The organism is Filobacillus milosensis (assembly GCF_004402015.1).
Taxonomy (GTDB): domain Bacteria; phylum Bacillota; class Bacilli; order Bacillales; family Alkalibacillaceae; genus Filobacillus; species Filobacillus milosensis.
This window is the reverse complement of sequence record NZ_SOPW01000051.1, coordinates 1-545: the sequence shown is the minus strand read 5'-3', so window position 1 is coordinate 545 and position 545 is coordinate 1. Positions and strand designations below refer to the sequence as shown.

1 protein-coding gene is annotated in these 545 nt (G+C 35.2%); it reads right to left on the bottom strand.

Annotation, left to right across the window (positions count from 1 at the left end; genetic code table 11):
• Positions 1-545, bottom strand: a 545-nt coding sequence (locus E3U55_RS17075; RefSeq protein WP_194840972.1) for a transposase, incomplete at both ends; no start/stop codon positions are given.

The window sequence follows — 545 nt, the reverse complement described above, 5'->3', positions numbered from 1 at the left end:
TCGATACTCTTCTTTTAATTGATAAGCTTTTCTCAAATAATCAGATTTACTTAAGTAGTGTTCTAAGTACCACCGTTGCTTCTCAGACAAGTTCTCCTGATGCTTATAAAACACATGTCTCATTCTCTTACATTTTTTACGGTCATAATCATGAAATGATTTTTGTGTTTTTCTTCTAACTTGTTCAAGGGCCCAATAAATATAACGACAAAAATGAAACCTGTCAGCTACAATAACAGGTCCACCTAACGCCTGGTCTACAGCTGCTTTAAATGACTGACTCATATCCATGACCACAATTTTTACTTTGTCACCATGTTGTTTTAAATACTCTTTTAACGTGGTCTTTTTTCTGTCTTTAAGAATTTCAAGTGGCTTTCTTTCTATTGGATCCGCAATAATGGTCTGATATTTTTCTCCTCCAGCATCACCCTTGTATTCATCAATGGCAATCACTTCAGGCAATTCCTTTGTTTCCTCTAACATAGAAGAACTAATATCATCAAAACGGCGCATAACAGTTGTTGACGAGGTATTAAAGCGAT